Raw genomic sequence first — 24,654 nt, forward strand, 5'->3', positions numbered from 1 at the left:
CCCGGTTAGAACCGGGACCAGCACTCACGAGCTTTCCCCGCTGCACAGTGCGGCAATGCGGCGTGCGAGGCTACCCGGCGGCATTGCGCGGTGACGGAACGGGGCGGGATGAACGCGATTGCGCGCGGCGGCGGGATGCTCGCGGCGATTCTGGTGGTCGTCGGCGGCACGGCCGGGCTCGGGGTGGCGCTCGGGCTCGGCGCGACGGCGATCCTGGCCGGGCTGACCGCGTTGTTCTGCTTCATCGCCGCCACCGGAGGGCCGTTGCGGCCGGACCTGTGGCTGCTCGCCGCGTTCGCCCCGGCGGTCGTGCTCGGCGGGGCCGGGCCGCGGCTGCTGGGCGAGGTGTCGCCGGTCGCGTCGATCGCGCTGCTCGTGCTGGTGGTGTTCGCGGCCGCGCTGGTGCCCGCGCTCGGGCCGCGGTACGTGACGGTCGGGCTCGGGCTCGGGATGGCTTCGGTGTTCGGCTACGGCTTCCAGCTGAGCGGCACGGCCAGCCCGGCGCAGATCGTCTGCGCGCCGGCGCTGGCCGTCGCGGTCGTGTTCGTGCTGCGGCTGCTGATGGGGCTGGGCGATCCGGGCAAGCCGACCCGCACCGCGCTGGCCGACGCGCTCGCCGGGCCGGATCGGGCGAGCGCGGAACGGGCGGTGCGGTTGTGGGTGACCGACCGGCCGCGCGCGTGGCAGGCGCGGGTGCTCGCCGGAGGCGCGCGCTACCACGGCACGGCCGCGTTGCTGCGGGACCGGCTGCGCGCGTTCGACGAGGAGCAGGCGGCGGCGGTGACCCGCGTGCTCGACGCCGCGGACGAACAGGTCGCGGCGCTGGCGGAAGCCGTGCGGGCCAAGACCGTTTCGGACCCGCCGGAGATCGAGCGGAGCGACCCGGACGTCGCGCTGCCCGGCGACACCTCGGCGCTGCTCGACGAAGCCTGGGCCGGGCTGTCCGCGATCCGGGAGGCCGCCCTGCGTCGCGACGAGTCCATTGTGGACTTCCCGCGGCATCTCGTGCGCGAGGCCTTGCGGCGCGAGGCGACCGGCCTGTTCTCGTGGCGCTCCGCGCAGTTGCGGCACGCGGTGCGGTGTGCGCTGGGAATGCTGGTCGCGGCGGTGATCGCGGCGTTCCGCCCGGGCGACCCGCTCACGGTGTCGTTCCTGATGACCACGTTCGCGCTCATGCAGCCGGAGTGGCGGGACACGCTGGCGAAGGCGTGGCAGCGCGCCGCCGGTGCGGTGGCCGGGGCCGTGGTGCTCGCGGTCGCGCTGTGGCTGTTGCCGCCGGGCGCGTTGCTGCCGCTGGGGATTGTCGCGCTGCTCGTCGGGTTCCCGTTCATGCAGGTGCAGCCGATGGTGTTCAACGGCTGCATGGTGCTGATGAGCGTCGGGATGAACGCGACGACGCGGCATCTGGACGCGGTTTCGGTGCTCATGGAGTACCTGCTGCTGGTGGCGCTCGCCGTGGTGATCGGGCTTCTGTTCGGCTTCGCCGCGGTGCCGGGCGTGCCGAAACCTTCGGTGGCGCAACGGTTTTCCGACGCGGTCGAGGAGACTGGCGAGCTGCTCGCGGCGGTGGCGGAGCGATTGCGCGGCGGAGGCGGCCGGCGTGAGGTCGGCTTGCGGTTCCGCGCCGCGGCCCGGACGCATCAGGACCTGCTGAGCCCCGAGCCCGGCAGCCGGGAGCCTTCGGCGGAGCAACGGGAAGCGTTGGAAGAAGCCGGACAGGGCTTGCGCGGTCTCGCGGCGTCGGCGGGCGCGTTGCTGCAGCGGGACGGGCAGTCTCCCGAGATGGCGTCCTTCGCGGAAGCCGCGGCCGCTGCACTGGCCGGAAGCCGGGAGCTGCCCGCGCGTCCGGTCGAGGCCGACGAGGAGGAACGGCTGCTGGCCGACCTCGTCCGGGCGGACCTGCTGCGCGTGCATCGGGGTGCGGAGGTGCTCGCGGGCTGAAAGGGCATCGGATGCTTCCCTTGCGTCCCTTCACCTTCCGCGTTCGCGATGGCACCATCCGGAGATGAGGAAACTCCCGCTCGCCCGCGCCGCGACGGTCGCCGGATGCATGGCGTTGCTGTTCCCGGTGACCGCGGCGTACGCCGATCCACCGCACAACTTGCCGCAGAACGCCAACGGATACGAGCAGTCCTTCTCGCCCGCCTACGACTACGACGGCGACGGTTGCTACGCCACCCCGGCGATCGGCCCGGACGGCACGCTCGCGCCGGGCCTCAAGACCACCGGCGCGGTCAACGGCAACTGCCACGACAAGTCCGACCTGGACAACTCCCAGACCTACTCGCGCTCGACCTGCAACCACGGCTGGTGCGCGGTCGTCTACGCGAGCTACTTCGAGAAGGACCAGGCCGTCGACGGCAGCGGCCTCGGCGGACACCGGCACGACTGGGAGCACGTGATCTCGTGGATCGACCAGTCGGCGAACCAGGTCGAATACGTCACGACCACGCAGCACTCGTCGCAGGTCACGTACCCGCGGTCGAAGGTGAACTTCGACGGTTCCCACCCGAAGGTCGTCTACCACAAGGACGGCCTCGGCACGCACTTCTTCCGGCTGGCCGACGCCCACGACGAACCGCCGGAAAACCACTACCACGATTGGCGGTACCCACCTTTGGTCGGCTGGGACGGGTGGCCGTCGGCAGCTCTGCGCGACCGCCTGATGAACGCGGATTTCGGCGCCGCCACGATCAAGATCAGCGACGGCAGGTACCAGGACCTGCTGGAGAAGGCGAAGCCGTCCGGGATCCCCTTCGACCCGCGCGGCTGACCTTCCACGCGAGCGAAAACCGGGTAATAGTAAGCGGCATGCACCCGGACTCCGCGCTTCCGCTGGACGGAATCACCGTCGTCTCGATCGAACAGGCGGTCGCCGCCCCGCTGGCCACCCGCACCCTGGCCGACCTGGGCGCCCGCGTCGTCAAGGTGGAACGGGCGGACGGCGGGGACTTCGCCCGCGAATACGACCACGTGGTCCACGGCACCGGCGCCCACTTCGTCTGGCTCAACCGGGGCAAGGAATCCCTGGCCGTGGACCTCAAGACCGGGGAAGGCCGCGACGTCGTCCGCCGGCTCGTCGCCCGCGCCGACGTCTTCGTGCAGAACCTGGCCCCCGGAGCGGCCGCCCGCCTGGGGTTCGGCGCGGCCGAGCTGCGGGCGGACCGCCCGGAACTGGTCGCGGTGGACCTCTCCGGCTACGGGACCGGCGGCCCCAGGGAACAGCGCAAGGCCTACGACATGCTGGTCCAGGCCGAAGCCGGGCTGATCGGCATCACCGGCACCCCGGACACCCCGGTCAAGACCGGCATCCCGGCCGCCGACATCGCCTCCGGGATGTACTGCGCGCAAGCCGTGCTGGCCGCCCTGCTGCGCCGCTGGCGGACCGGCCAGGGCGCGACGGTCGAGGTGTCGATGCTGGAGGCGACCGTCGAATGGATGGGCTACGCGATGTACAGCCAGATGTACTCCGGCCGCCAGCCCGCGCGGATGGGCCTGAGCCACGCGTCGATCGCCCCCTACGACGCGTACCCGACGAAAGACGGCCAGATGCTGATCGGCGTCCAGAACGACAGCGGATGGCGGACCCTGGTCACCTCGGTCCTCGAAGCCCCGCACCTGGCCGCCGACCCCCGATTCGCCACGAACGTCCTGCGCGTGCAGCACCGGGCGGAATGCGACGCGGCGGTCGCCGCCGAGACCGTCCGATGGTCCACAGTGGAATTGGACGAACGGCTCGCGAACGCGGGAATCCCGGCGGCGCAAGTGAAACAGGTCGCCGACGTCGTCGCCGATCCGCAGCTGCGCGCCCGCGACCGCTGGCGGAAGATCGGCACCGAGCACGCCGTCGTCGACGCGCTCCTGCCGCCGGTGACGTTCGCCGACGTCGAGGCGCGGATGGGCGACGTCCCGGCGTTCGGCGCGCACACCCGCGCGCTGCTCGAGGAAGCCGGGGCCGACGCGGACGACCTGCTGCGCCGGGGAATCGCCGCCGAGCCGCGTTGACAGTTGTATGGTGCATCTCTAGCATGCGGGGACATGCCGGGAGAAGACCGCGACGGCGACGCCCTGGACGCTATCCACCGCGCGATGATCCTGTTTTCCCGCGGGTCCCGGGTGCGCTCGAACGAACTGTACGAGGGGCTCGGGTTCGTGCAGTACACGATGCTGTCCTCGATCGACCTCGCGGACTGCGCGCACGCGGCGGATCTCGCCCAGGAGTACGGGCTCGACCCCTCGACGGTGAGCAGGCAGCTCGCGGAACTGGAGAACGCCGGGCTGCTGGTGCGCGGCCCGGACCCGCGGCATTCGCGCCGGCAGCGGCTCGAGCTGACCGAAGCCGGGCATCGCGCGCTGGCGATCACCCGTGCGGCGCAACGGAAACGGCTCGAAGACCGGCTGCGGGACTGGCCGCGCCGCGACGTGGCCGAGTTCGGGCGGCTGCTGAGCAGGTTCGTCGAGTCCTAGCGGTCCACTGTGGACGCTTGAGCCGAGGCGGACCTTCCGGCTCGAGTGGACGGCCGCCGCGGGAACCGGCACGGTGGGGTGGTGGCCGGTGCGGTGCCCTCCGGCCCGGACCCGACCACGAGAAGGCGCCGGCCCTCGCGCCGGCGGAGGAGGACGGCCATGCCCGCAGACGCCCCGGCCGCGCTTGTCGACCAGCGCGGACACATTCTGGTCATCACGCTCAACCGGCCGCACGCGATGAACTCGGTCAACGCCGAGCTGAGCGAACTCGTCGGCACCGCGCTGGAACGGGCCGAGCGGGACCCGGAAACGCGGGTCGTGGTGCTGACCGGCGCGGGGGAGCGGGCGTTCTGCGCCGGCGCCGACCTGAAAGCCGTGGCGCGGGGCGAATCGCTCGCCGCGCCGGGCCACGAGGAATGGGGCTTCGCCGGGTACGTGCGGCACCCGGTCTCGAAGCCGACGATCGCCGCGGTGAACGGATTCGCCCTCGGCGGCGGCACGGAACTCGCGCTGGCCAGCGACTTGGTGGTGGCGGCCGAATCGGCGGCCTTCGGGCTCCCGGAGGTCAAACGCGGCCTGTTCGCCGCGGCGGGCGGGGCGTTCCGGCTGCCCCGGCAGATCCCGCGGAAGATCGCGATGGAGATGATGTTCACCGGCGAACCGCTGGACGCCGCCCGCGCGGCGACGCTGGGCCTGGTCAACCACGTGGTCGCGGACGCCGACGTGCTGACCGAGGCGCTGGCGCTGGCGGAGAAGATCGCCGCGAACGCGCCGTTGGCGGTGCAGGCGAGCAAACGCGTCGCACTGGGCATTGTGGACGGTGCGATCCCGGCCGAGGACGTCTTTTGGGACAACAATCGGGAGAACGCCGTCGCAGTGATGACGAGCGAGGACGTGCGCGAGGGGACGCAGGCGTTCGTCGAGAAGCGCGCGCCGGTTTGGCAGGCCAGGTAAGCGGTCTGGACGTCCGTGAGGGGAACCTTGACGGAATCCCTGAGAGGGTGTGGTGGTGAGTCGTGGGTGTCTTCTGTTAGGCGGCGTGCGGCTTCGGTTTCGATGGGGCCGCGGGGTTCGATGTGTTCGCCGCCCTCGCTGGTTTTCGCCGAGTGATACGACGGCTTGCCCGAACACACGCACACCCGACCCGATGATCGGCGATCACCGGGTTCCACAACACCCTCTCCGGGTTCCCCTCACGGACGAGAAGCCCGGGACCGGGCGAGTTAGTCCACTTTGGACGGATGCCGGGCGAGGGCGGTCACCTGGATGTCCATGTACGGGAACAGCGGCAGGTTCGACAGGATCTGGTGCAGCTCGTCGTGGTCGGCGACGTCCAGCACCGAGTAGTTCGCGTACTCGCCCGCGATCCGCCAGATGTGCGGCCATTTCCCGCTGCGCTGCAGCTGCTGGCTGTACTCCTTCTCGCGCGCGATGAGGGCGTCGCGGACCGCCGGGTCCAGGTCCGCGGGCAGGCGGACGTCCATCCGCACGTGGTAAAGCATGAGGCTCCTAACGAATCAGAGGGCCGGGTCGAGGACGAAGCTGTATTCGACGGTTTCGCCGTTGTCCGCGGGCCGGGGGTCGAGCAGCAGTTCCGGCTTCACCGCGGACGCGATGTCGTCGTCGTTGTGCTCGTCGCCGGGGAAGTACAGCTGCGCGGTGAGCAGTTCGTGGCCTGGCGCGGACACCTTGACGTGCAGGTGCGCCGGACGCCAGGCGTGCCAGCCCGCCGCCGCGATCAGTTTGCCGCAGGCGCCGTCGGTCGGGATCTGGTACGGCGCGGGCCGCACGGTGTGGATTTCGAAGCGGCCTTCGTCGTCGGTGGTGAAGGTGCCGCGCAGGTTCCACTCCGGGATGCCCGGCGCGAACTGCGAATACAGGCCGTCCGCGTCCGCGTGCCACAGTTCGACCTTCGCGCCGCCCAGCGCCTCGCCGGTGGTCGAGGTGACCTGGCCGGTCCAGACCAGCGGGGTGCCCGGCTCGTTCTCCCGCGTCGGGATCTTGCCGCGCGCGCCCCGCTCGGGGGCGTCCGGCACGTAGTAGGGGCCTTCGATGGTGCCCTTGTTGCCCTTGCGGTGCTCGGTGGCGACCTCTTCGACGACGTGCTCGACCCAGACGTCGAGGAACAGCGGCCATTCGCCGTCCTCGCCGACGCTGATCAGCCACGATTTCAGCGCGTTGTACTCGTCGTAGGTCACCTTGTGCTTGCGGATCGTCGCGTGCACGGCCTCCAGCACCTCGCGGGCGAGCAGGCTGACCCGTTCCTTCGGGGTGCCCGCGACGCCGGCGAGCTTGTCGCTCTTGAACCGTTCGGTGGCGTTGGCTCCGGACGCGGCGGCGGTGGGGGAATGCGTGGCGGTCATGAATCCTCCTTGATCCATCGGGGTTTCCGGCTCAGCGGTCCTGCCGGTAGTGCCGGAGCTTGCCGGGGTCGAGTTCGGCGCCGAGGCCGGCGCCGGGGCGGATGGCCAGTTCGCCGTCCGCGATGCGCAGCGGTTCGGCGAGCAGGTCGTCGGTCATGTCGAGGAAATTGGACAGTTCGCCGGGGCGGCGGGCCGTCAGCTCGTACGACGCTCCGAACGCGACAGTGCACAGTGAACCGATCTGGCCGTCGATCTGGTTGCCCATCACCACTTCCAGCCCGAGGCCTTCGGCGAGATGGTGCGTGCGCTGCGAACGCGTGAAACCGGTGCGGGCGGTTTTGATGCTGATCGCGGTGGCCGAGCCGCCGAGGATCTCGCGGGTCACGTCGGCCGGGGTCACCGCGGATTCGTCGGCGATGAACGGAACGTCCAAACGGGACACGAGCCAGCGGCGGCCGAGCACGTCGTCGGCGGGGCACAGCTCCTCGGCGAACAGCAGGTCGAGGTCGGCCATTTCCCGCATCGCGCGGGCGGATTCCGCGGCCGTCCAGCCCCGGTTGCCGTCCACGTACAGGTCGACCTCGGCGCCGAACCGCTCCCGCAGCGCGCGAACCACCGCGGTGTCCAGGGAGACCGGACGGCGGCCGACTTTCACCTTGAACGTCGTGATCCCGTAGCTGTCGCGGATCCGCTCCGCCTCGGCGACCATCGCGGCCGGCTCGTCGAAGCCGAGCATGTGCGACACCTTCATGCGGTCGGTGTAGCCGCCGAGCAGTTCGGTGACCGAGACGTCGAGGCTTTGCCCGAGCGCGTCCCAGATCGCCATGTCCAAAGCGGACTTCGCGGCCGGATTCCCGACCGTGCGGGAAAGCCGGGCGTGCACCGTCTCGCGTTCGAGCAGGCTCAGCCCCACGACCTGCGGCGCGAAAACGGTCTCCAGCACGGCCACGATCCCGGCCTGGGTCTCGCCGTAGGTGAACGGCCGCGGCGGCGCTTCGGCCACGCCGACCACACCGTCGTCGGTGTGCACTCGGACCAGCACGTGCTCGGCCGTGTGCACCTCGCCGGACGCGAAGCGCAGCGGTTTGCGGTAGGGGATGGCGAACGGGATCGCCTCCACCCGGGTGATCTTCATCGTGTCCTCCCTGACACGGGCAGTTCGACGGGGAACAGCTCGCCGAGCGCGTCGAGCACGGCCGGGACCAGTGCCGAGGCCCGGTCGCGGTGCCAGGCGAGCGCGAGCTGGACGGTGGCCGCTCCGGCGAGGTCGCGGAACACGACCCCGGCCAGCGGCAGCGCCCGCGCGGACGCGGGGACGACGCCGACGCCGAGACCTCCGGCGACGAGCGCGAGCAGCACCGCGGTGCCGGCCGCTTCGTGCTCGCGGTGCGGGGTGAAACCGGCGTCGCGGCAGCTGCGCAGCACCGCTTCGTTGACGACGGAGTGGCTGGCCGGATAGGTGACGAACGCTTCGGCGCGCAGATCGCTCATCGCCACGACCGGTTCGACCGCGAGCCGGTGGTCGGCCGGGACGGCGAGCACGAGCGGTTCGGTCTCGATGACGTGCAGGTCGAGGTCGCCGCCGGTGACCGGCGGACGCAGCACGCCGATGTCGAGCGTGCCGTCGCGCAGCTGGGCGCACTGCTCGCCGGTGAGCAGGTCGGCGTGCACTTCGAGTTCGACCTCGGGCAGCCTGTGCTGCAGCGCGCGGGCGACCTGCGGCAGGTGCGACAGCGCGGCGGTGCCGGTGAAGCCGATCCGGGCGAGGCCGCGCCGTCCGTCGGCGATGCGCCGGGCTCCGCGCGCGCCCGCCTCGACGGCGTCCAGGATCCGCTGGGCCTCGGCCAGGAAGAATTGGCCGGCCGGGGTGACCTGCACCTGCCGGGTCGTGCGGCTGAGCAGGGCGACGCCCAGTTCGTCCTCCAGCTGCCGGATCGCGTGCGACAGCGCGGGCTGGGCGAGGTGCAGGCGTTCGGCGGCGCGGCCGAAGTGGCAGGTCTCGGCAACGGCGGCGAAGTACCGCAGGTGGCGCAGTTCCATCGGGCTGCCTCCTCACCGGCTCCGCGCGTGGTCTCGCTCACCGTAGGTTCCGGCATTGAGTGAAGACAAGGAGCGGTTTGCGTGCGATTGATAAACCGCATCGAATAATCGCACTCTGGGTCAGGACTGGGGCTTGCCCTGGTGTGGCCGGGGCCACGGGCTGGCACAGTGCGGGAAACGCCCTGCTGGGGAGCCGATCAGTGCAGATCAGAGGCCCGTTGGAGGAGTCATGGCCGAGACGCTGGACCACGCCGCTTCGCTCGTCGCGGACGCGGTGGTGGAGGACCCGGAGGCGGGCGTCTACCGCGCGAACCGCCGGATCTTCACCGACGAGGAGATCTTCGAACTCGAGATGAAGCACATCTTCGAGGGCAACTGGATCTACCTCGCGCACGAGAGCCAGCTGCCCGACCCCGGGGACTACTTCACCACCACGATCGGCCGCCAGCCGGTCGTCGTCACTCGCGACAAGGCCGGCGAGCTGCACTGCCTGATCAACGCGTGCGCGCACCGCGGCGCGATGATCTGCCGCCGGAAACGGGACAACCGGCCCACACTGACCTGCCCGTTCCACGGCTGGACCTTCCGCAACGACGGCAAGCTGCTCAAGGTCAAGGACCCGGACGGCGCGGGCTACCCGGAATCGTTCGACACCGGCGGGTCGCACGACCTGACGAAGGTCGCCCGGTTCGAGTCCTACCGCGGGTTCCTGTTCGGCAGCCTCAATCCGGACGTCCTTCCGCTGACCGAGCACCTGGGCGACGCCGCCAAGGTGATCGACATGCTCGTGGACCAGTCGCCGGACGGACTTGAAGTACTGCGCGGGGCCTCCACGTATACCTACGACGGCAACTGGAAGGTCCAGGCGGAGAACGGCGCGGACGGCTACCACGTCACCGCGACGCACTGGAATTACGCGGCCACCACGGCCCGGCGCAACACCGGCGAATCGGCGAACGACACGAAGACCCTCGACGCCGGTTCGTGGGGCAAGTCCGGCGGCGGCTACTGGTCGTTCCCGCACGGGCACCTGTGCCTGTGGACCTGGGCGGGCAATCCGCAGGACCGGCCGCTGTGGCCGCGGATGGCGGAGCTGAAGGAGAAATACGGCGACGCCAAGGGCGAGTTCATGGTGCGCGGGTCCCGGAACCTGTGCGTATACCCCAACGTGTACCTGATGGACCAGTTCTCGACGCAGATCCGGCACTTCCGGCCGATCGCGCCGGACAAGACCGAGGTCACCATCTACTGCATCGCGCCGAAGGGCGAGAGCGCGCGAGCGCGGGCGTGGCGGATCCGGCAGTACGAGGATTTCTTCAACGCCTCGGGCATGGCCACGCCGGACGATCTGGAGGAATTCCGGTCCTGTCAGCTCACTTTCCGCGCGACGGCCGCACCGTGGAACGACATGAGCCGCGGGGCGCGGCATTGGCTCACCGGACCGGACGAGGTCGCGTCGTCGCTCGGGCTGCACGGGGTCGTTTCGGCCGGGCAGAAGAACGAGGACGAGGGTCTTTATCCGGTGCAGCACGGGTATTGGCAGGAAGTCATGCGCGCGGCGATCGCCCGTGAGCAGGCTGTTCGAGGAGAGGCCCGATGACCGCCGCCGCCGGGAAAACCATCACCCAGCACGACGTCGAGCAGTTTCTCTACCGCGAAGCCCGGTATCTGGACGACCGCGAATTCGAGAAGTGGCTGGAGTGCTACGCCGACGACGTCGTGTACTGGATGCCTTCCTGGGGAGACGACGATCTGCTCACCGAGGACCCGCAGCGCGACATTTCGCTGATTTATTACCCGAACAAGGGCGGGCTCGAGGACCGGGTGTTCCGGATCCGCACCGAACGGTCGAGCGCGACGTCCATTCCGGAACCGCGGACCAGTCACAACATCGCCAACGTCGAACTGATCGAGCGGCACGGCGATCTGGTGGACGTGCGGTTCAACTGGCACACGATGTACTTCCGGTACCACACGGTCGATCCGTATTACGGGACTTCGTTCTACACCATCGATTTCTCCGGTCCTTCGCCGTTGATCCGGCGGAAAACGGTGGTGCTCAAGAACGACTATATCCACCACGTCGTCGACGTTTACCATTTCTGAGCGGAGGCGGTCATGAACCACCGGATCGCTCTGTCCTTTGAGGACGGTGTCACTCGCTTTGTCACCTGCGCGCCGGAGCAGACGGTCGCGGACGCGTCCTACCGGCAGCGCATCAACATTCCGCTCGATTGCCGCGACGGCGCGTGCGGAACCTGCAAGGCGTTCTGCGAATCGGGGGAGTACGACGGCGGGTCTTATCTCGAAGACGCGTTGAGCGCGGACGAGGCGGAGCGCGGTTATGTGCTGCCGTGCAGCATGAAGCCGAAGTCCGATCTGGTGTTGCAGATCGCGAGCACGTCGGCGGTCGCGAAAACGCAGGCCGCGGAACATCACGGCACTCTTGTCGCGCTGGACCGGCTTTCGCCGACGACGATGTCGCTGACGGTGGAGATCCGCGAACGCGGCCGGCTGGCTTTCCTGCCCGGGCAATACGTGAACATCGCCGTGCCGGGGACCGAGGCGACCCGGTCGTATTCGTTCAGCAACGCGCCCGAGGACGAGCGGCTGACTTTCCTGGTGAAGCTCACGCCGGGCGGCGTCATGTCGGATTACCTGACCGGACGGGCGAAACCCGGCGACGCACTGACCTTCACCGGGCCGCACGGGAGCTTCTTCCTGCGCGAGACGGACCGGCCGGTGCTGCTGCTGGCCGGGGGCACCGGCCTCGCGCCGATCCTGTCCATTGTGCGCGCTATGCGCGATTCTGGTCCGACCAGACCGGCGCATCTGATATACGGCGTGAGCACCGACGACGACCTGGTCGAGACGGGGACGCTGGAGAAGCTCGCCGCCGAGGTCCCCGGGCTGACCTGGGATTACTGCGTTTCCGACCCGACGAGTGCCGCGCCGAACAAGGGCTACGTGACCGCCTTGATCCGGGACGAGCACCTGCACGGCGGCGACGTCGCGGTGTACCTGTGCGGGCCCCCGCCGATGGTGGAGGCGGTGCGGGGACACTTCGCCTCGGCCGGATTCGAGCCGACCGGGTTCTACTACGAGAAATTCGCGCTGGCGGCGCCAGTTCGGGCGCCAGAGATCCCAGCCGAGCCGGTTGCCATGGCAGTTCCGGAACCGGAGCCGGAATTCGGCGCGGGCCGGGCGCTCGCCGGGCAGGAGCTGTTCCCGGCGGTCGAGCTGAACCCGGTGCGGTCCGGAGCGGTGGTGTCCGCCGCGGAAGAAGCCCGGGTCGCGCGCACGATCGCGGGCCAGGAAATGCTGCCCGCGGCCGGCGAAGCGCCGGGCGGGTACGAAATCGGCGAGGAACACCCGTCGGTCCACGAATCGGACGCCGTTTTCGAGGCCCGGCAAGCCCTCGAACTGGGTGCGCTCGAACTGACCATCGGCCGGTTGACCTCGGGCCAGCTCGCCGGATACCGGCTGCTGGCCGAGTCGACCGTGCCCTATGTGGACGGTGACCGGTTCCTCGACGCCGCTGCCTACACCGAAACCAACGCGGCGTTCCACGACTACCTGTTCACCCTGACCGGCAACGAACACCTCCTGCAGGCATATCAGGCGCTCGGCATGAAAGGCCACATGGCCGAGACGCTGCGCAACGCGACCTGGTGCCATCCGCGCTGCACGCAGGACCACCTGGACCTGGTCGCCGCGTTCGAGTCCGGCGACCGCGCGGCCGCGCGCAGGCTGGTGGCCGAGCACGCGGAACGGTCGAAGCTCACTACCCGCCGCGCGATGGGCGGCGCGGCGGCGCGGCCGAAATTCCTGTCGCCGGGACGGTTCGCGGGCAAGGTCGTGGTGGTCACCGGGGCCGCGCAGGGCATCGGCGAGGCGACCGCCCGGCGGATCGCCGCGGAGGGCGGCGCGCTGGTGCTCGCCGACCGGTCGGGCCTGGTCAGCGGCCTGGCTGACGAGCTGCCCGAGGCCGCGGCGGTGGTCGCCGACCTGGAGACCTGGGAGGACGCGCAGGCGGTCGCGGAGGCCGCGCTGGCCCGGTTCGGCCGGATCGACGTGCTGGTCAACAATGTCGGCGGCGCGCTGCGGTTCAAGCCGTTCACCGAATTCGCCCCGGACGAAATCGAGGCCGAACTCCGCCGGTCCCTGCTGACCGCGCTGTTCTCCTGCCGGGCCGCGCTGCCGTCGATGGCGCAGCGCGGCGGCGGGGTGATCGTGAACGTCTCGTCGGCGGCCACCCGCGGCATCCACCGGATCCCGTACTCGGCGGCGAAAGGCGGGGTCAACGCGCTGACCGCGTCGCTGGCCTTCGAGTACGCGGACGCGGGCGTCCGCGTGGTCGCGACGGCGCCGGGCGGCACCGAGGCCCCGCCGCGGCGCATCCCGCGCGGCGGCCCCGATCCGGCCACTGACCAGGAACGGGAGTGGTTCCAGGCGCACATCGACCAGACTGTCGGGTCGTCATTGCTGAAGCGGTACGGCACTCTGGACGAGCAGGCCGCGGCGATCGCGTTCCTGGCCTCGGACGAGGCCTCGTATGTCACCGGCACCGTCCTGCCCGTCGCCGGGGGCGATCCCGGCTGACGGCGGCATCCGGAGAAGCGGGGAGGACCGTGACGACCGCGGCGGAGGAGCTGGCCGGCCTGCTGTCCCAGGCGGGGCGCGCGGTGCTGCTGTGCGGTCCGGCCGGATGCGGGCGCACCACCCTGGCGCGGCGGGCGGCCGGCGCGTTCCCCGGGCCGGTGCTCCGCGCGACCGCCGCCGAATGGGAGAGCGGCAGCGCGTTCGCCGTGCTGCGCCAGCTGTTCCCGGACGTGCCGACCGACGACGGTCCGCTCCCGGTCGCGGGGCGGATCGCGGCGGAGCTGCTGCCGGGGACGTTGCTGGTGGTCGACGACGCGCAGCTGGCCGACGTGGACTCGATCCGGACGCTGTCGTCGCTGCTGCGGCACCATCCGGCGGCGCGGGCGACGGTGCTGCTCACCGCCGCGACCGGCGATTCCCGCGCCCGTGCGGACGTTCAGGAACTGCTCGCGCGGATGTCCGGCGACGAGGTGCGGGTGCCGCCGCTGGACGCCGCGGAAGTGTCCGAGCTGGCCTCGGCGCATGGGATCGCTCTGCACCCGACGATGGCCGAACGCTTGTGCCGGCACACGCTTGGCCGGCCGCGCGACGTCGTGCGGCTGCTGACCGAGGTCCCGCGCGCGACTTGGGCCGGGTTCGATCCGAATCTCCCCGCGCCGGCCGCGGTCGCTGCTTCGGTGCGCGAACGGATCTCGCGGCTTTCTCCGGCTGCGGAACGGTTTGTCGCGGCCGCGGCGGTGCTCGGCGCCGGGGCGGCGGTGCGCTCGGTGGCGTCGCTGGCCGATCTCGACGGCGATCCGCTGCCGGTGCTGGACGAGGCGTGCGCGACGCGGCTGGTCGAACTCGCGCCGCGCGGGCTGGCCGAGATCGGGCCGCCGGACCCGATGGTGCGCGCGGCGGTGCTGGCCGGGCTGGGCCCGGAAAGGCGGTCGAAGCTGCAGCGGCGGGCGGCGGAACTGGTCGAGGATCCGGCGCGGAGCTTGCGGTTGCTGGTCGCGGCCAGTCCGGTGCCGGACGCGGGCGTCGCGGACCGGCTCGACGCGCTGGCGGTCGAGCGGGCCGCGGCAGGGGCGTGGGGGACGGCCGCGGTGCTGCTCAACGACGCTGGACGGCTCACCGAAGACGCGGAACTGCGGCAGGCTCGGATCACCCGGGCGGTCGACGCGCTGATCGGCGCCGGCGACGTGTTCCGGGCCGCCGCGCTCGCCCCGGAAGTCGAGAGCGTGCGCGAGACGCCGTTGCGGGACGCGGTGCTGGGCTACCTCGCGGTGGTGCGGGGCCGGGCGGCGGAAGCCGGCGGACGGTTGAGCCGGGCCTGGGGATATCGTCAACGCGTCGAGAGATCCGGAGACGGCTGCGTTGATATGTCAGCGCTACGTGCTCGACGCGCTGTGCCGGTACTCCGCGGAGGACCTGGTGCGCTGGGCGGACCGGGCTCTCGAGCTGGCGGTGCCGGAGACGCCGGCCGCGGTGGAGGCGGCGGCGATCCGGGGCCTCGGGCTCGCCGCTTCGGGACGGGCCAAGCAGGCGCGGCGGGATTACGCGCGGCTGGCGGACCGGATCCGGCACGGGGCGCAGGCGCAGCGGGTCGTGATGGCGCGGGGATGGCTGAATCTGCTCGCCGACCGGATCGACGACGCCCGGGTGGACCTGGAAAGCGCGGTGCCCACGAGCTATCTGGGCGGCTCGGCGCGGATTTCCTTGTGGGCGCGGGCATGGCTGGCGCGGACGCTGTTCCTGAGCGGGGAATGGGACGACGCGTTGCGGGTGGTCCGGGAAGCGCTGGCGCTCGTGGACCGGACCGGAATCGTGCTCGCCGCGCCGTTGCTGCACTGGACTTCGGCCGCGGTGCACGCGTTGCGCGGGGATCATGGGCGGGCCGAGGAGGCGTTGCTCGCTTGTGCGGCGGGGCCGCAGGATTACGAGATCATGCGGGTCCCGGCATTGCTGGCGCGGGCGCAGGTCGCGGAGGCCGCGGCTGATTCCGCTGGCGTGCTGCGGGCCTTGCATCCGCTGACCCGGTTGTCGTTGCCGACTTCGGTGGACGAGCCCGGACATTGGCCCTGGCACGACCTGTACGCGCACGCTTTGGTCCTTAGTGGACGATCGGCGGAGGCGGACGCGTTTCTGGCTCCGCACGAGCGGGCCGCGGGAAAGCGGGAGCATGCTTCGGCGCGGGCCCGGCTGGCGGCGGCTCGCGGGCGGTTGCTGGGCGCGCGGAACGATCATGTCGGTGCGGTGGCGGCGTTCGACGCCGCGCTGGAATTGATCGGGGCGCTGCCGTTGCGGTACGACCAGGCGCGGATCGCGTTGGCGTATGGACAGACGTTGCGGAGGCTGGGGCGGCGGGCCCGGGCGGACGCGCAATTGGCTGCCGCCCGGGACGGGTTCGCGTCGATGGGGGCGGTGACGTGTGTCGCCCGGTGCGAGCGGGAATTGCGGGCCGGCGGCGTGCACGTGCCGCGGAGCGGGGCGGATCAGCTGACGCCGCAGGAGGAGGCGGTGGCGCGGATGGTCGCCCGTGGACAGTCCAACCGGGAGGTGGCCGCGGAATTGTTCTTGTCGGTCAAGACTGTGCAATATCACTTGACGCGGATTTACGCGAAATTGGGGATTCGGGGCCGCACGGAGTTGGCGGTCTTGCGTTCCGGGGACGCGTGAAAGCCTCCTCGCCCGCGACGGCGAGGAGGCCTTCGTCCGTCCACTATGGACTCAGCGTCAGCGGCACTTCAGGGCGCCGTCGCTGATCGCGACTCCGCCGACGGTTCCGTTGTCGGCGGGGGTGAACACGAAACGCCAGCCCGGCTTTTCCGCGATGGGCAGCTCGAACCGTCCTGCCGTGCCAGGCTTCAGGCCGCGCGCGTCGTACGCCTTGTGCAGGTCGGCCAGCGACGAACCGACGCCGATGCCCTCCGCGGTCTTGGCTCCGGGAGGAGCGCCCAGTTCGTGCAGGCCGTTCTTGCCGAACGAGGCGCCGCCGGCCGCGGCGAACGCCTTGTCGCGCTCTTCGCGCTTGCCCGCCACTTCGGCGCTCGCCATCGCGGAGTCGGCCGCCAGCTGCGCCGCTTCCGCGTCCTTGGCGGCGGCTTTGGCCAGCTCGGCGGCGGACTTGCCCGCGCTCTGCTTCGCCTCGTGGTCCGCCGCGTCGGATCTTGCGTAGAGGTCGTCGGCCTTGCGCTGCGCCTCGGTTTCGGCGGCCAGCTTGGCCGGGTCCGGCGCGGGGCCGCCCTGCCAGCTCAGGACCGTGCAGCCGTCCAGCGCCGAGACCGGGGCGGCGGCGAGTTTCCCGGTGGCGACAGCCGCTTCCTTGGCCATCCCCGGGGCGATGCCGCGGTAGCCGGCCGCGCCGAAGGCCTCCGGGCGGGCGGCGGCCGTTTCCGCCGGGGCCGCGCCGGTTCCCGGCGAACACGCCGCCAGCGCGGCGAACGCGGCGAGCGCCGCGGCCGAACGGCCGATGGACAGGACGGAACTCTTGTGCATGCGATTCCCCTCGTACGGACCCGATTTTCCGGGTCGTCGTTCCCGGTGCACCGAGATATCGATCAACTTACCGGCGGGGACCACCGGGTTTTCGCCGCCTCCGCCTGCCGTCCGCGAGGGGAACGCGGGGTTCCCCTCGCGGACGGGGATCAGCCGCGGAAGCCGAACGTCCAGCGCGCGTGCGCGCCGGGGCCGACGGTGAGCGTCGAACGGCCGATCTGCTCGACGTGCCTCGTTCCGGCCGGACGGTTGAGAACGAGGTCGATCTGCCGCAACCCGACCTGATCCGCCGGGACCGCGTCGAAGCGGATCGTGGTCATGCCGTCGAAAGCGAGCGCGCCGGCCGGGAACTGGCGCACGGTCATGCCTCCGGCGCGCAGCAGCGACAGCGTGTTGTCCAGGTCGCGGGCGGTGATGCCCAGCCGGATGCCGACGACGTCGCGCATCTGGTGACTGCGGTAGTCGTCCGGCAAGTACCGGTTGCGGCTGATGTCGCCGGGGTACTGTGCCGGTCCGGTGTTGCTGCGCGGGTCGGCGAAGTACTCGGGGCGGTATTCCATGCCCCAGGCGCCGAAGGTGTCGTACTGGTCGGTGGTGAAGACCGCGTCGAACCACGGGACCGGCTTGCCGTCGCCGAAGTCGCGGGTCTGCTGGAATTCCACCGGGTTCGCGATGCCCGCGTCGCGCAGCCGCTGGACCACTGTGGACAGTTGACCGGTGTGTTCGACCGAGACTCCCAGGCCCGCCGAACCGAGGTCGCCGTCCTTGCCGGGGACGTCGCCGACCCCGAAGAGCTCCAGGTAGGTTTCGCGGCCCATCAGGTAGCGGCCGGTCCACTTCTCGCCGCCCGCGCCGGTGGTGGTGCGGACCTGGAAGTTGGCGAAGTCCTTGAGGTAGGCCGAATGCTCGATGGCGTCGGCGGTCTCGCGGTCGAGGACTCCGTAGGAGTGGTTGAAGCGCAGCAGGGCCGGTTCGTCCGCCTGCGCGGTGCCGGCGCCCGTGGCGGCGAGGGCCAGGAGCACGGCGAGGAGCTGGAGGATCGTCCGGGTTCTTCGAGATTTCGACATGGCGCAGGAGAGTAAGGCGACGGCGGCCGGCCGGCGGCGTTTTCGCCGGATTCGACCGCAACGGCCTACTGAGAATGTCTTTCCCGTTGTCCGGTCAACTGGAAATTAGTTCACTTGGAGCAGTGACAGCGCATCACGTTCAGCAACAGAATCAGGTCCTCGTGCCGCCTGATCGGGTGGCACGTCGCGAGGGCATCCGAAAGGACCTGTCATGACCACTCACCACTGGGGACCCGCCGGGAGGGCGCGCCGCCGCCTGACCGGAACGGTGGTCGCCGCGGCCGCCGCCCTGCTCGCGGCGACCGCGCCGGCCGCCGCGGCCGCACCTGCCGCGGCCGCGAGCACCTCGGCCGAGACTCCGGACAACCACCAGATGGGCGCGTCCATCCGGGCTCACGAACCGGGCGGCGCCGCGGTCGCGCCGGCGTCGGTCGAAACGACCACGGCGGGCATCGACGTGAGCAGCTACCAGGGGGCGGTCGACTGGCAGTCCTGGTGGAACCAGGGCAAACGGTTCGCCTACGTCAAGGCGACCGAGGGCACCGGATACCAGAACCCGGACTTCGCCCAGCAGTACAACGGCTCGTACCAGGTCGGCATGATCCGCGGCGCATACCACTACGGCCGCCCTGACATCTCAGGCGGCGCGGCGCAGGCCGACTACTTCGTCGCGCACGGCGGCGGCTGGTCGAACGACGGCAAGACCCTGCCCGGCACGCTCGACATCGAATGGGGCCCGAACTCGGCCTGCTACGGGCTGAGCCAGTCCGCGATGGTGTCGTGGATCAAGGCGTTCAGCGACGAGTACCACGCGAAGACGTCGCGCTGGCCGGTGATCTACACGGCCACCAGCTGGTGGACCCAGTGCACCGGCAACAAGGGCGACTTCAGCTCGACCAACCCGCTGTGGGTGGCGGCGTACTCGTCGTCGCCGGGCGCGCTGCCCTACAACTGGGGGTTCTACACCTTCTGGCAGTACACCTCGTCGCCGCTCGACCAGGACTACTTCAGCGCCGGGCTCGACCGGCTCAAGGTGCTGGCCACCGGCTGACCCGGTCCCGTCCGGGAGCCCTCGCGCTCCCGGACGGGCTCGCTAGAACCCGGCCAGCACCTCCATGACCGCGCCGACGATCCGCCGGGTCTGCGGCTGGCAGGCGGCCCACGTCGTCAGCGGGACGCTCGGCTCGACCAGCTCGCTCCAGGCCCAGCCGGGCAGCATCCGGTTCGCGCTGGGGCGGCTCAGCAGCACGGCGTCCGCCTCGACGGCCTCCGCGCACGCCAGCGCGTTCTCGTTGAACCGCGCGAACCGCCAGTGCGGCGACACCCCGAGCCCGTGCGCGGCCGCGAGCATCTGGTCGTGCCCGGCCGGGACCTGCGCCCGCGCGTGGGCGAGCACCCGGACCTCGTCGAGTTCCCGCAACCGGCACTTCGCGCGGCCGAAAAGCTCGTGCCCGGGCCGGATCGCGACGCCGAACGGATGCTCGAACAGCAGCCGCCCGTGCAGCGTCGACGGCGGGTTCTGGTGCACCAGCCCGATGTCGATGCGTCCTTCGCTGAGCATCCGCAGCTGCTCGGTGCTGCTGGCGTCCAAAAACGACAGTGCGGCGTCCGGCACCTGACGGCGGATCTCCGCCAGCGCCGCGAGCACCCAGTCCTGCGGAATGCCCGGCGGCAACGCGATTTCGACCTGCTCCTTGACCGGGGCCGCGGACCGGGTGACCTCGCGGGTCGCGTCCGCGAGCCGCAGCAGCTGCCGCGCGTGCTCGTGCAACGCCCGGCCGGCGACCGTCGCCTGCACGCCGGTCGGCACCCGGTCGAACAACGGCGTCCCGAGTTCGCGTTCGAGCACCCGGATCTGCCGGGTCAGCGCGGGCTGCGACATCAGCAGCGACCCGGCCGCCCGGCTGATCGACCCCTCGGTGAACACGGCGACGAAGTACCGCAGCTGACGCAGTTCCATACCCTGGGGTTATACCCCCTTCGTTTGCGCCGGGGCGGGCGACGGCGGACGCTGGGCGGGAGCCCCCGACCGCGGAAGGAGCCGCTTTCCGATGAGCAAACGCCGAGTCCAGGTCCGCCGGGTCTACGACGAACCGGAATCCGCCGACGGCTCGCGGGTCTTGGTCGACCGGCTGTGGCCGCGCGGGCTGAGCAAGGATCGCGCGCACCTGGACGACTGGCTCAAGCAGATCTCCCCGTCGACGGAACTGCGCAAATGGTATGCGCATGATCCGGAGCGCTACGAGGAATTCGCGGAGCGCTACCGGGCGGAGCTGGAAGATCCGGAGCGTGCGGAAGCGCTGGACCAGCTGCGTGCGCTGGCGGAGAAGGGTCCGTTGACTCTGCTGACGGCGACCAAGCGCAGTGATATCAGCGAGGCTGCGGTGCTGGCCGAGCTGCTGGGCTCGTAGCGGTCAGGAGGTGCCGACCGCGATGCCTAGTACCTCCGGCGCCGCACCGAGCCGTAGCGCGCCGGTGGGTTCGCTGCTGCTGGCCACCGCGGACGAGGTCGGGCTGCCCGCCGACCCGGAGTTCCGCGCCGCGCTCGCCGGATATCTCGAATGGGGCGGACGTCGGGCCCGCGGCCGACCAGCCGGTTCCCGGCGGGGCTGGGGCTCAGCTCGGCCGGGAACCGGGAACTGACGCATTATCCCGTCCGCCGCGACCGCCGGACGATTCCTCTCACCAGTAACGGTCCGCGGATAGCCGCGAACACCACCATGCGCCGCCGCCTGGCAAGCGGCGGATCGGCATTGCGCCCGTCCAGGAATCCGCGATTGGCGCGACGACTGGCTGCTCGCGAGAACCGGCGGGACGTTCACGGCGGTGCCCGGGTCGGCGTTCGCCGCCGAACCCTTGGCGGCGAGGAGCGCGACGTCCGCGGTAGTCAATGCCCGGCGAACGCGTTCAGCCGGGCAGCCGGTATTTCGTGCGCCAGTCGGTGATCCGGCCTTCCGCCGCGAATTCCGCCGCTTCCCCGATCGCGGCGACGAATCGTTCGTATCCGTGCTGCGCTTCGATGCGGCGGCCGTAGGCGTGGCTCGCCGACGCTATTGTCCCGCTGCCCGCGCGCAGGAACCATCGCCAGTCGATTCCGTGGTCGTGGGTGAGTTCCATGCGCGTGCGTGGAATGTTCGCGCACAGCCACTGGATCGCCGCGACGCATTCCTCCCCGTTGCGGTAATCGACGGTGCCCAGGCCCAGCGAAGCGTTGTTCGTGCCGAGAAGCCGCCATCTCGTCGCGTTTCCCGGGCCGCCGATCAGCTGGAACCGGGGAGTCCGGCGTGGACTTCGAGCGCTTTTCATGGGTCGCAACCTCAGTCCGGCTCGGACGGCCGTCCGGTGACGAGCCGTCGCAGTCGATGAGGACATCGCGGACGCGGCGCCGGAAAGTTACCGCCCGCGGTTAAGCGGCGACGGCCAGCCGGTGAACAGCGGGTGGGCGCGGGCATTCCACAGTGGACCGCCGGCAGGCGGTCCCGCTGGAGTTTCCTTCGGCGCTCCTGGCAAGAGCATCGCTCGGCGCCGCGCGGATGTTTCGGGCGCGGGCGAGTTCGCCTGTTCGCCGCAACCGCGGTTCGGGCGTTCGGCGGCACCCGCGGCGGGGCAGGTGGGGCACGCTCGGTGTCCTTCGGGGCGCGAAAACCCGGGTTCGCGCCGGTGCTTCGGGCCGGGGCGAGGGGAGGGGGTCGCGGTGGCGTCTACTGTGGACGCCCGGGGTCGCGCGTTTCGGATATGGTTGGCGGAATGGCTGATCTGACGCTCACCGGCCTCCGGGTCGTGGTCGAGGTGGCCCGCACCGGGTCGTTCAGTGCTGCCGCGCACCGGCTCGGCTACACGCAATCGGCGGTGTCCCGGCAGATCGCGGCGAGCGAACGCGCGACGGGAACCGCCTTGTTCGAACGGCACGCACGCGGAATCCGTCCTACGACAGCAGGGGAAGTGCTGATCCGGCACGCCGGTCGCGTCCTGGAAAGCGTGAGCGCGGCCGGAAAGGAACTCGCCGGACTGCGCGACCGCCTCGCCGGGCGGATCTCGGTCGGCGGATTCCCCGCCGCGTCGGCGGTTCTGCTGCCGCGCGCGGTTTCCCGGCTGCTGCGCGCGCATCCGGGCGTGGAGGTGCAGCTCGCCGAGTCGGCGATCCCGGCGCAATTGCAGTCGCTGCGCCGGGGCCGGCTGGACGTCGCGGTGGCGGTGACCGGCGACGGTGTTCCGGAATACGACTTCGCGGGCTTGCGCCGCACCGAATTGCGCAGTGGAATCGGCTACGGCGTGGCGGTCGCGGAAGCGCATCCGTTCGCCGGGCGCAGCTGGGTCGAACCGGACGAACTGGCCGAACAGCAATGGATCGTCGGCGCGGGCGGCGCGCCGGAATTCGGGACGTGGCCGGGAATCGCCGGGCCGTCGATCGCTTTCGCGGTGCGCGCGTGGCCGACGCGGCTGGGCCTGGTCGCGGCCGGATTGGGAATTTCGCTGGTGCCCGGTTTCGCCGCGGATTCGCTGCCCGCCGACGTCCGGTGGATCCCGGTGCGCGACGAATGCGGCGGACCGCGACGCGCACTGTGGGCGGTGACCGGGGAGCAGCCGGGGCAGGCGGCGGTGGCGATGGTGCGCGCGCTCGAGGAGGAGGCTCAGCGGTCGCTCCAGCCCCAGCGGTAGCCCGGGACCTCGTCCGGACGCCCGTCGCCGCCGAAATCGCCGCGGTGGAAAATCATCGGCCGGTCGTCGACGCCCGGGTCCAACGCGAGCACCCGGCCCCGCCGGCTGGGCCGTCGAACGATGATCCTCCGCGGCGGAACAGCCCGGCCGCTCGAAACCCGGTCGCAGGGGGCGGAACGGTGCGCGATACTGCGTCGGGTGGAGCACGCGGTGCGGACTGAGGACGGTGTCCGGCTGTGGGCGGCCCGGGAAGGCGACGGCGAACCGGTCGTCTTCTGTCACGGCGGCCCGGGTCTGTGGGACATGATGGCGGACGTCGCCGCCGACCTGTCGGCAGCCGCGACTGTCTGTCGTTGGGACCAGCGAGGATGCGGCCGATCACAGCGACAGGGACCGTACTCGGTCGAGCGGACGGTGGCCGATCTCGACGCGGTCCGAGCCCATTTCGGCTGGGACCGCGTCGCGTTGCTGGGCCATTCGTGGGGCGCGCAGCTGGCGTTGCGCTACACCCTGGCGCATCCGGACCGCGTGACGAAACTGGTTTACGTCTCCGGCACCGGGATCGACGACGACTCGACCTGGCACGGGGACTACTCGCGGAATCTGCGGAACTCGCTGGGCGGTCACCTGACGCGATGGGAGGCGCTGGCAGCCAAGGAGCGCACGGCCAAGGAAGACCGGGAGTACTGCGTCCTGCAGTGGTCAGCCGACTTCGCCGACCGGGAACGCGCGCTGGAGCACGCCGAAGCCATGGCCGACCCGTGGTTCGACGTGAATTTCGAGTGCAACGCGGCCCTCGGCGGCGAGAGCTCGCCAGTCCTTCGCGGCCAGTGCGAAACGCTGGACGTCCCGACCCTGATCGTGGACGGGGCCGCGGACATCCGGCCGCGCTCGGCAGTCGACTCGCTCGCCCGGGCGCTGCCGGAGGCGTCGCGCGTGCGGCTGCCCGCCGGTCACCTGCCGTGGGTGGAGGATCCGGCCGGCTTCCGCTCCGCGGTCGGCGGATTCCTCGCGGACCGGTGCTGTCCAGGCGCCGGATAGTCCTTTGTGGACGGTCGGGTTCAGGCCGGTTCTGCCGTGCGCGGCCGCACCATCGGGTACAGCTGCCGGGCGACCTGCCGCGCGGCGACCACGACGAGCGGCGCGACGCGCTCCAGCGCCGTGTGCGCGTCGCCGACCAGGGAAATCGCCGCCTCCGGTCCCTCCGGGCCGCGGATGGCAGCCGCGACGCAGGAGATTTCGGAGAAGCACTCGCCGCGTTCGAAGGCGAGGCCGTTGCGGTCGCGGATCCGGCCGAGTTCGCGGTGCAGCGTCACCAGGTCGCAGATCGTCCGGCTGGTCCGGCGGCCGATCCCCGGCCGGAACCGGTCCTCGATCTGTTCCGCGGGCAGCCAGGCGAGCATCGCCTTGCCGAGCGCGGTGCACTGCGCGGGCGCGCGGCCGCCGACGCGCGACGGGACGACCGCGGCGAAGCGGCCGCCGACCTTGTCCAGGTACCGGACCTCCGCGCCGTCGAGGATCGCGAGGTGCGCGACCATCCCGGTGCGCAACTGCAGTTCGTGCAGCACGGCCGCGGCCGCTTCGCGCAGTTCGAGGTGATTGCCGCCGGTGCCGCCGAGGCGCAGCGCCCGGGTGCCGAGCGCGTACCCGAACGGTGAATGCGACAGCCATTGCAGCCGCACGAGCTGGTCGAGGATGCGGTGCGCGGTCGAACGGGGGAGCCGGGTCGCGTGCGCGACCTGTTCGAGGGTGAGCCGGGTGCTCGGCGCGTCGAAGGCGTCGAGGATCAGCGTCATCCGCTCGACCATCGACGGCGGCAGGGTGCGGTTCGGCGAGGGGCCCGTTTCGGTCGCGGCAACCGGCATGCTGTGCTCCTCGCGGACGAACTGAAATCATTTCTAGTTCGGACGGTAACACGGCTGCCGGGCGCGGCGTCAACCCTCGCCGACCTCGCGAATCAGCCGGACGGCGCACCT

24 protein-coding genes are annotated in these 24,654 nt (G+C 71.0%); 15 read left to right on the top strand and 9 right to left on the bottom strand.

Going from position 1 to position 24,654, the window contains the following annotated elements:
- Window positions 1–108: 108 nt before the first annotated feature.
- From F9C11_RS23350 to F9C11_RS23370, 5 genes are all read left to right on the top strand, one after another.
- Entirely contained in the window at window positions 109–1,941 is a 1,833-nt protein-coding gene (locus F9C11_RS23350; protein ID WP_409179485.1) for an FUSC family protein, read from the top strand.
- Between the two features lie 64 nt (window positions 1,942–2,005).
- On the top strand, window positions 2,006–2,773 hold the full coding sequence (locus tag F9C11_RS23355) for an NPP1 family protein (RefSeq protein ID WP_409179486.1): 768 nt from the start codon (window positions 2,006–2,008) through the stop codon (window positions 2,771–2,773).
- A 38-nt stretch (window positions 2,774–2,811) separates the two neighbouring features.
- Window positions 2,812–4,005 carry a CaiB/BaiF CoA transferase family protein gene (locus tag F9C11_RS23360; RefSeq protein WP_409179487.1) on the top strand — a complete coding sequence of 398 codons (1,194 nt, stop codon included), beginning with the start codon at window positions 2,812–2,814 and terminating at the stop codon, window positions 4,003–4,005.
- A 33-nt stretch (window positions 4,006–4,038) separates the two neighbouring features.
- The gene (locus tag F9C11_RS23365; protein ID WP_409179488.1) at window positions 4,039–4,467 is read left to right on the top strand and encodes a MarR family winged helix-turn-helix transcriptional regulator; all 429 of its coding nucleotides are present in this window, start codon (window positions 4,039–4,041) and stop codon (window positions 4,465–4,467) included.
- Between the two features lie 159 nt (window positions 4,468–4,626).
- Window positions 4,627–5,421 (top strand): crotonase/enoyl-CoA hydratase family protein, encoded by a 795-nt coding sequence (locus F9C11_RS23370; protein WP_409179489.1) that lies wholly within the window; start codon window positions 4,627–4,629, stop codon window positions 5,419–5,421.
- Window positions 5,422–5,690: 269 nt separating this feature from the next.
- Here F9C11_RS23370 and catC read toward each other — a convergent pair whose 3' ends face one another.
- Genes catC through F9C11_RS23390 form a run of 4 tightly spaced genes read right to left on the bottom strand, consistent with a single transcriptional unit; the run spans window position 5,691 to window position 8,870 of the window.
- The gene (gene catC / locus F9C11_RS23375) at window positions 5,691–5,969 is read right to left on the bottom strand and encodes a muconolactone Delta-isomerase (protein WP_406634616.1); all 279 of its coding nucleotides are present in this window, start codon (window positions 5,967–5,969) and stop codon (window positions 5,691–5,693) included.
- A 15-nt stretch (window positions 5,970–5,984) separates the two neighbouring features.
- Window positions 5,985–6,830, bottom strand: coding sequence for a catechol 1,2-dioxygenase (gene catA / locus F9C11_RS23380; protein ID WP_409179490.1), 846 nt, complete (start codon window positions 6,828–6,830; stop codon window positions 5,985–5,987).
- Window positions 6,831–6,861: 31 nt separating this feature from the next.
- Entirely contained in the window at window positions 6,862–7,965 is a 1,104-nt protein-coding gene (locus F9C11_RS23385) for a mandelate racemase/muconate lactonizing enzyme family protein (RefSeq protein ID WP_409179491.1), read from the bottom strand.
- Window positions 7,962–8,870 (bottom strand): LysR substrate-binding domain-containing protein, encoded by a 909-nt coding sequence (locus F9C11_RS23390; protein ID WP_409179492.1) that lies wholly within the window; start codon window positions 8,868–8,870, stop codon window positions 7,962–7,964. The genes F9C11_RS23385 and F9C11_RS23390 overlap by 4 nt, the downstream gene beginning before the upstream one ends.
- Before the next feature lie 229 nt (window positions 8,871–9,099).
- Between F9C11_RS23390 and benA the strand changes: the two genes are divergently transcribed.
- From benA to F9C11_RS23415, 5 genes are read left to right on the top strand one after another with little or no spacing between them, the layout of a single operon-like run.
- On the top strand, window positions 9,100–10,470 hold the full coding sequence (gene benA, locus F9C11_RS23395) for a benzoate 1,2-dioxygenase large subunit (protein WP_409179493.1): 1,371 nt from the start codon (window positions 9,100–9,102) through the stop codon (window positions 10,468–10,470).
- Window positions 10,467–10,976 carry a benzoate 1,2-dioxygenase small subunit gene (gene benB, locus F9C11_RS23400; RefSeq protein WP_409179494.1) on the top strand — a complete coding sequence of 170 codons (510 nt, stop codon included), beginning with the start codon at window positions 10,467–10,469 and terminating at the stop codon, window positions 10,974–10,976. Before benA ends, benB begins: the two co-directional genes overlap by 4 nt.
- A gap of 12 nt (window positions 10,977–10,988) precedes the next feature.
- Window positions 10,989–13,472 carry a benzoate 1,2-dioxygenase electron transfer component BenC gene (gene benC, locus F9C11_RS23405; RefSeq protein WP_409179495.1) on the top strand — a complete coding sequence of 828 codons (2,484 nt, stop codon included), beginning with the start codon at window positions 10,989–10,991 and terminating at the stop codon, window positions 13,470–13,472.
- A 29-nt stretch (window positions 13,473–13,501) separates the two neighbouring features.
- Window positions 13,502–15,454, top strand: a complete 1,953-nt coding sequence (locus F9C11_RS23410) for a hypothetical protein (protein ID WP_409179496.1) — start codon at window positions 13,502–13,504, stop codon at window positions 15,452–15,454.
- Entirely contained in the window at window positions 15,402–16,133 is a 732-nt protein-coding gene (locus tag F9C11_RS23415) for a LuxR C-terminal-related transcriptional regulator (RefSeq protein WP_409179497.1), read from the top strand. The genes F9C11_RS23410 and F9C11_RS23415 overlap by 53 nt, the downstream gene beginning before the upstream one ends.
- A 57-nt stretch (window positions 16,134–16,190) precedes the next feature.
- Here F9C11_RS23415 and F9C11_RS23420 read toward each other — a convergent pair whose 3' ends face one another.
- On the bottom strand, window positions 16,191–16,952 hold the full coding sequence (locus F9C11_RS23420; RefSeq protein ID WP_409179498.1) for a hypothetical protein: 762 nt from the start codon (window positions 16,950–16,952) through the stop codon (window positions 16,191–16,193).
- A 149-nt stretch (window positions 16,953–17,101) separates the two neighbouring features.
- Window positions 17,102–18,019, bottom strand: a complete 918-nt coding sequence (locus tag F9C11_RS23425) for a DUF5829 family protein (protein WP_409179499.1) — start codon at window positions 18,017–18,019, stop codon at window positions 17,102–17,104.
- Between the two features lie 211 nt (window positions 18,020–18,230).
- On the opposite strand from F9C11_RS23425, the gene F9C11_RS23430 reads away from it, so the two are divergent.
- A complete protein-coding gene (locus tag F9C11_RS23430; protein WP_409179500.1) occupies window positions 18,231–19,070 on the top strand; it encodes a GH25 family lysozyme in 840 nt (279 codons plus the stop codon).
- 42 nt (window positions 19,071–19,112) lie between these two features.
- On the opposite strand, the gene F9C11_RS23435 is transcribed toward F9C11_RS23430, so the two are convergent.
- The gene (locus F9C11_RS23435) at window positions 19,113–19,979 is read right to left on the bottom strand and encodes a LysR family transcriptional regulator (protein WP_409179501.1); all 867 of its coding nucleotides are present in this window, start codon (window positions 19,977–19,979) and stop codon (window positions 19,113–19,115) included.
- Window positions 19,980–20,070: 91 nt separating this feature from the next.
- Here F9C11_RS23435 and F9C11_RS23440 point away from each other — a divergent pair, with 91 nt between their 5' ends.
- Both F9C11_RS23440 and F9C11_RS23445 read left to right on the top strand, forming a co-directional pair.
- A complete protein-coding gene (locus F9C11_RS23440; protein WP_409179502.1) occupies window positions 20,071–20,430 on the top strand; it encodes a DUF488 domain-containing protein in 360 nt (119 codons plus the stop codon).
- A 22-nt stretch (window positions 20,431–20,452) separates the two neighbouring features.
- Entirely contained in the window at window positions 20,453–20,662 is a 210-nt protein-coding gene (locus F9C11_RS23445; RefSeq protein WP_409179503.1) for a hypothetical protein, read from the top strand.
- Between the two features lie 264 nt (window positions 20,663–20,926).
- Here F9C11_RS23445 and F9C11_RS23450 read toward each other — a convergent pair whose 3' ends face one another.
- On the bottom strand, window positions 20,927–21,325 hold the full coding sequence (locus tag F9C11_RS23450; protein WP_409179504.1) for a DUF1508 domain-containing protein: 399 nt from the start codon (window positions 21,323–21,325) through the stop codon (window positions 20,927–20,929).
- 441 nt (window positions 21,326–21,766) lie between these two features.
- Between F9C11_RS23450 and F9C11_RS23455 the strand changes: the two genes are divergently transcribed.
- Entirely contained in the window at window positions 21,767–22,678 is a 912-nt protein-coding gene (locus tag F9C11_RS23455) for a LysR family transcriptional regulator (RefSeq protein ID WP_409179505.1), read from the top strand.
- A gap of 210 nt (window positions 22,679–22,888) precedes the next feature.
- Entirely contained in the window at window positions 22,889–23,719 is an 831-nt protein-coding gene (locus tag F9C11_RS23460; RefSeq protein ID WP_409179506.1) for an alpha/beta fold hydrolase, read from the top strand.
- Window positions 23,720–23,739: 20 nt separating this feature from the next.
- Here F9C11_RS23460 and F9C11_RS23465 read toward each other — a convergent pair whose 3' ends face one another.
- Window positions 23,740–24,543 carry an IclR family transcriptional regulator gene (locus tag F9C11_RS23465; protein WP_409179507.1) on the bottom strand — a complete coding sequence of 268 codons (804 nt, stop codon included), beginning with the start codon at window positions 24,541–24,543 and terminating at the stop codon, window positions 23,740–23,742.
- Between the last annotated feature and the right edge of the window lie 111 nt (window positions 24,544–24,654).

Source organism: Amycolatopsis sp. VS8301801F10 (genome assembly GCF_046195355.1).
Lineage (GTDB): Bacteria > Actinomycetota > Actinomycetes > Mycobacteriales > Pseudonocardiaceae > Amycolatopsis.